At 63.5% G+C, this 6,051-nt stretch carries 4 protein-coding genes; 2 read left to right on the top strand and 2 right to left on the bottom strand.

Annotation, left to right across the window (positions count from 1 at the left end; all coding sequences use genetic code 11):
• Window positions 1–2,070 (bottom strand): type I-G CRISPR-associated protein Cas8g1/Csx17 (gene cas8g1 / locus ACPDIX_RS11340; protein ID WP_423431911.1); only part of this gene is annotated, 2,070 nt, incomplete at its 3' end.
• A 3-nt stretch (window positions 2,071–2,073) separates the two neighbouring features.
• Entirely contained in the window at window positions 2,074–4,692 is a 2,619-nt protein-coding gene (gene cas3g / locus ACPDIX_RS11335; RefSeq protein ID WP_423431910.1) for a type I-G CRISPR-associated helicase/endonuclease Cas3g, read from the bottom strand.
• A gap of 384 nt (window positions 4,693–5,076) precedes the next feature.
• Between cas3g and ACPDIX_RS11330 the strand changes: the two genes are divergently transcribed.
• Window positions 5,077–5,472, top strand: coding sequence for a Druantia anti-phage system protein DruA (locus tag ACPDIX_RS11330; RefSeq protein WP_423431909.1), 396 nt, complete (start codon window positions 5,077–5,079; stop codon window positions 5,470–5,472).
• A 101-nt stretch (window positions 5,473–5,573) separates the two neighbouring features.
• Window positions 5,574–5,930, top strand: coding sequence for a hypothetical protein (locus ACPDIX_RS11325; protein ID WP_423431908.1), 357 nt, complete (start codon window positions 5,574–5,576; stop codon window positions 5,928–5,930).
• The last annotated feature ends 121 nt before the right edge of the window (window positions 5,931–6,051 follow it).

Raw genomic sequence — 6,051 nt, 5'->3', positions numbered from 1 at the left:
CGGAATCACGCCGTGAGCGGCGGCTTCCAGCTCGCGAGGAAAAGCCAACCGCATCAAGCTGAACAGCGCCGAGGGCGTGACGCTCTCGTCCTGGTCGCTGAAAAGCTGCTGGCGCCATGGGGCATCGTCAGTCCAGTTGATCGAGGGCCAATCGAGCAGGGCCAAAGCCCACACGAGCTCCGTCAACAGGCTGTCGTCCACGTCGCCCTCAATGAAGGCCACGACATCGGCCAGACGGGCGGGCAAGCCGCGGTCGGGAAGGCATGGCAGAGCGGCCTGAACGGCGCGGGTCAACCGGCGGGCCAGGACAGCGTTGAGTGCCCGGATGAATTCGCCTTCACGCCAGACCAGATCGGGTGAAGAGGGATCATCCCAGTCGGTCCAATGCCGCTGGGAGCTTCCTTTCATAGCGACGGGTTCAAGATGCCGACGGAAAGGAACCGGAAGCGGCCGGCCTTCCCGGTCCTTGTAACGGCCGGTGATGGATGCCAAGGAGGCTGCGAGGCGGAACTCGACCGAGCCATCGTAGGTCTCGCGGAGCCACCGCCCTGAAAGGCCGGACAAGGGCCGAATCTTCGGGAAGGAGCGGCCTTCCGTGCGGTTGGTGGTCCATGAATGGCTTTGGGCCAGGGCGGCTTCCGCGCGGGCCAGACCAATCAGCACAGCTTGCAAGCGGGACGGGCTGCCTTCCTGGCATAGGTCGAAAATGCGGTCCTCAAGCTGTCTCAGAGCCGATGCAACCGACGCGGGGACTTGTTTGGCATTCGGACCCGCGATCTGTCGCAGCGTATCCAGCCAACCGTCCACTTCACTGAGCAGGTCGGCGCGGGCGTTGCGTCGCACCGCAAAGCGTCCCAAAGGCGTGGCGAAGTAAGCCAAACCGTTGCGAACCTGAAACCCAAAGCGCTGGAACTCGCTCAAACCCCGGTCCACTCCGAGACTGACGATGGCCCGGGCGAAGTCCACGCCGTTCCGAGCTCGCCGATAACCAACTTGGGCACGCCCCTCCGACAGGATGGTTGCGAGTTCGCCCAGCGTCGTGGGGCGGTTCCAAAGAGGCATCCACATTTCGGCGCGGGACTGGACCTCATCTCCCGCCGCCGCGCTGGCGTAGCCCGATCCGACCTGCCTGACGCAGAACGGATACGCCAGCGCGCCCGGTTCGGCGGTTTCCAGGCGCCGCACTGCCGCCGCCGCGAACAAGAGCGCGCCCTCGAGCATGAGAATAAAGTCCCACGGGTTGACGACGGATTCCGCATTGAACCCGGTGGTGGCGTTGGCGCCTCCGGCGTTTCCAGGTGCGAACTGCCCGATCGGGGCCCGACTCAGCGGCAGTGGCTTGGGCGTGCCGAACAAAGCCGCTTCCAGCAGGGGGCCGGCGGAGGCCCGAGGCTGCCCTGTGGAGGGATCGATGACTTCGGTCAGCCGCTGCATGAAGTTATAGGAGAAATCGAGCTTTCCGTCATTACCTCCGGTTCCCAACAGAGGTGGATATTCCTCGCCTCGGCTTGTGAGGACGTATGCAGCATCCAGCCATTGAATCACCGGCTCGGGAAGGTGGTTGCGGCAAACTGTTAGCAGGCTCGGTTTTGCTTGCTGAAACTCGGCCTTTGCCCTCTGGTATCGCTCATCCCACTCTTTTTCAGCCTTTCTGTTCTTTTCTTTCTTGGCTTTCTTTCTTTCATGTTGGGCTTTGCGGATCCTGCTTGCAACTTCCGATAAGTTGAGATTGTCCATCAACCGGAATGCAGATGTAATCCCTTCATGATAGTGCTTGAACCGGTAGGCTGTTGATTTTGCGATGCAGGCAAGCAGTGGCTCGTTTGGGCCATCCATAAACCCACTCCCACCATTCCACGGCGCGAGGATTGGCGTGGGCCGATAGTCGTTGAGAAGAAAGTCCATCAGGCGCTGTTGGTCGAGGCTGCTGTGGAGGATGAAAGAGTCCTTTTCCCAGCAGCCGGCGGCCTCGGGATCACGCTGTTCGGCCACCAGGCGCAGGATGCCGAGCGCCTTGAGGTAGTGTGCCAAAGGCACGGGAGCACAGCCGGTGAGACGGAGCGAAGGCATCGTTTAGTCGGAGAGCTTGTGAGTTGTTGGTTGTTGAGCCTCGGCCTGAGAGGCGCGGGCATCCGCGGCCCGCAGGAGCGTTTCGAGCCAGGCAAGGCGGAAGGGCCCGAACCGTTCGCGGAGGGCAACCATTCGGGCCAGCCAGGAGGGTTCGCCGTTCGAACAGCGACCCATTTCCATGAGCTCGAGGCTGAGGCTGACCGGCCCCGGCGGAGGATTGACGCCGATGGCAACAAAGCCTTCGGCGGGCAGCTCGTCGCCGTCAATGATGCCGCGGGCGATCCGGGCCCGGGGCTGATCGTCCGGCGGCTCTTCGCCGGGCAGTGAGCGGATGGAAAGCCGGACTTTGCCGTGGTGCGCGGCAATGAGATAAGCCACGAGATCACGCTCGGGGTGTCTTGAGGAGCCAGCCTCAAGCCAGGCCAGAGCCGAGGCGAGTTCGTGGCGGAAGTAACGGCGGGGGCAGGAGCGGCGGCGTTCGGCTGATTTGGCCCAAAGCTGACGTGCGCGTGTCTCATCCTCAGCGCAGAGCATTCGCTGGAAGGCTTCATGTGCCTTGCCGAGGTCGTGCCACCGAGCCGCTGTCTCGAAGACTGTGACGGGTGGGGACTGGACGTTCAATTGAGCGAGCTCAGTAGCCAGAGCACGCGCTAGGACGGTGGTTTCATCCATTACATGCCGGGTGTGATCAGCGAGAGTCACCCAAACGCCCGTTTGACTCGCAGGGTCACGGCCGTAGCCCTCGGCGCCGGCAGTTGCGCGAGTGCATGGGGTTACGTCGGCGGCGTGCCTGGCGTCGCCGAACCATCCCAAGTCGGCCGAGTAGCCACCGGCGACGATGTCCAACAGATAGATTGCCCCGGCGCGCGCCCGATGGGCTTCCTCCCACTGTTCGGTCAATGGATTCCAGTACCAGACCGGCCAGAGCTGGTGGCGGCCGGCTTTTTCTAGCTTGGTAAGGAAGCTCCGGAAGCTCGCGATCGAGACGGGACAGAGCTCCTCCCGCACCGGCTCGGGTTCGTCCGGAGACGGCGGTTGGCCTGCGAGGTCTCGCCAGTAAACCTGCACGTCGGTGTCGTCGCCATCGCGGATGAACCGCGCGATATCCAGATCGTGTCCGGCCAGGTCGGGCGTGGTGTCGAAGAGCTCCCAAAGGTCCTTGCGGCGGAGAACCGGCCGGACGTTCGGCAATTCGGCGACCTGAACGGATCGCAAAGAAACAGGATCGCCGGCGGTCAGTGCCTCGAGCTGCCGGCGGGCGGCGTCCAGTTCTTCGCTCGTATAAGGAAGTGCGAGTTCGTCGCGGGCATCTTCTGGCTGCAAATCAATCCACAGGATGCGTGCCTGATCCGAGGTGAATTCACCGCGTCGGTTGCACCGTCCGAACCGCTGCACCAGCGAGGGCCAGGGGGCCAGTTCGGTGATGAGCGTCCTGGCGGATACGTCCACGCCGGCTTCGAGGGCCTGAGTGGCAATTACGATGCGCCCGCCATCCGCATGAAGCAGTTCGTGGTGCCTGTCACGGTCCACCGGCCGAAAACGGGAATGGATCAAACCCACCGGCTCCCGGGGCTTGAGCTTGCGCAATTCGAGAAACACTTCCTGCGCCCGGGGGACGCGGTTCAGGATGACAAGCGTCAGGCTGCCCGGTTGATGGCTGGAAAGGACGAACTCAGCCAGCGCGCGGGCGTAGGTTTTCGTGGTTGCCGGCGACAAGGTCACCTGCGCCTTGTAAAGCGGTTTGGGAGCGCGGAGGAGTGCAGCGACTTGGGGGCGGGCTTGGTCGGTGGGATCGAGTTCGACCGTCGGCCACCCTGAAGCGGGCGGGGGATGGTCCACGGTGGACAATCGGGTTTCGTCCAGGGTGGCGCTCATCCACCAAGTGGGGCACGTGTTCACGACCGCGTCGGCGGCGGAGCGGAAAGCATCGAGCTGGGCGCTTGTTTCGAGCGCCACGCCCATGAGCTGGGTTTCATCCATCACCCAGAGGCAGTCGTTGTTGAGCAGGGCGAAGTGCATGGGCCAGCGATAACGGCTCATGCCGTAGCCGCGGTTGAGGGCGCGGCTGAGCAGCATGTCCTGCGTGCCGATCAGGATGGCGGGCTTCTCGGGATACAAGTCCCAGTCGCGGCGGGCGGGGTCGAGTTCTTCGCCGCCCATGAGGATGACGGGCGAATGCGCCGGATGTTTGGCTGAGTCGTCGCCGGCCAGCCACAGGAGCTCGGCCTGGGCAGCCTTGGAGAGTCCGAGTGATTCGCGCTGTTGCCAGAGGTTGCGCAGCCACGTGCGGACGTTGTTGGCGGTTTGCTCGACCAGTGCGCGCATGGGCAGGCAATAAACCAGCCGCCGAGGCCAGGCTGGGGGGGCCGACTCCGGGCGTTGCTCTGGAGCGCTCGTGGAAGCCATGCGGTTCCACAGCCACGCCAAAACGACGGCTGCGGTTTTCCCCAAGCCCGTGGGTATGTGGATCAACTGTGAGCGGCAGACCGTGGTTCTTGCAAGCGTTTCGGGTTTCGAAGGATCGGCGCCGGGTCCGCAGGCCAGTCGGCATTGGTAGGGGTATGGAGGGTTTGTCTCCGTGGCCGCGGCAAAAAAGTAATCAAAGCGACGCGTGCAGCCCATAAATTTTACGGCATGAGTGTAATGCCCGGTATCCTCATGCTCAATCCAAAAGTATTTGCGCCGCTGATCATGGCCTGCCATGAGGCACTCCGTTGTGTATGAAAGGAGGAGGTCTCACACCGTAGCTCCGGCGATATTCTCGCGCCATCTGGTGCGCGATCCCTGCAAGCTGCAGCGCCCAGACGATACCTCAGACCGCCAGAGGTCGCTGGCTCGGAGGTGCGAAGGGAAAGCGTGTGTCTGCCAGGCTGGGCTCGCACACCTCCGGACGTGGTTGTTTTCAGCCAAGGGCCGTTTCCCGCGAGAGGCGGAGGTGGCTCACGGTGGGTGAAGAGGTTGTAAAAAGAGCCAGCCCTGCCGGCCCCCTGCTGGCACCACTGGGGCATGGACCGAACCTCGGCACACTCCGAACAGGCCTGGCTGCGTCGGGTGCGCGTGCGGTTGATCGAAGAGAGCGAACGTCCCAGCTTCGACCAGCTGCTTGAAAAACATCACTACCTCCACTACCGCCGCCCGGGCGGGCGCAGTCTCCGCTACGTGGCCGAGCTCGATGGCCAGTGGGTGGCCCTGCTGAGCTTCAGCGGGGCGGCCCCGCGCGTCAAAGCCGGGGATCGGAAGATCGGCCGGACTGCGCGCCAACGGGTCCGGCGGCTGCATTTTGTGGTCAACAACAGCCGCTTTTTGGTCCTGCTGGATCGGGGTCGCCATCCCAACCTGGCCTCGCGGGTACCGGGGCTGTGTCTGAAGCGGCTCAGCCGGGACGGGCAGGCGCGCCGGTAGAAGCGCTGATCGCCAGCGACGCCATGTCTATCCAGCGTGAGTCCGGCGCATTCGTGACGCAGAGCTGAGGGCCGTACCCCTTCAAGGGCTCGAAGCCAGCCATGGCGGAATGTGGAGCGGGCGCAAGTGCGCCTGCCGCGGCAGTTTTTCCCCCGGAGTATGACGCCGGCTGGATCAAGCAACACGGCCGGCTGGTGCGGTGGCGGATCCAGACGGTGGTGGCCAGGCCGGAGGAGATTGGTTTGTGCGGCTACTGGTTGTTGATGTTGGTACGGCGGGACCAGCAGCACCTGCGGCGGGGCAGAGTGATCCGGCGGTCGGTGGAATACGCCTGGCACTGCAGCAGTGCGGCGTGGGGAAAAAGGCTGTCCGCCGCCCCGGGATTCAGCGGGGGTTCTTTGATCGGAGTATACGGCACTCTCGGTCACCTGTGGCCCGCGCAGATGAAATGGCCATGACCGCAGGAGTATAATTCTACAATAAGTGTTGACTGACTGGCCGTGTTACGCTAAAAGCGGGCCAGGTTCGAATAGGCTCGATGTGAGAATCGCAGACCGCACGATGCGATGAACCCCGGCC

Source organism: Limisphaera sp. 4302-co, from assembly GCF_049537155.1.
Lineage (GTDB): Bacteria > Verrucomicrobiota > Verrucomicrobiia > Limisphaerales > Limisphaeraceae > Limisphaera.
The sequence above is the reverse complement of the archived record's forward strand: the minus strand, read 5'-3'. Positions and strand labels throughout refer to the sequence as shown.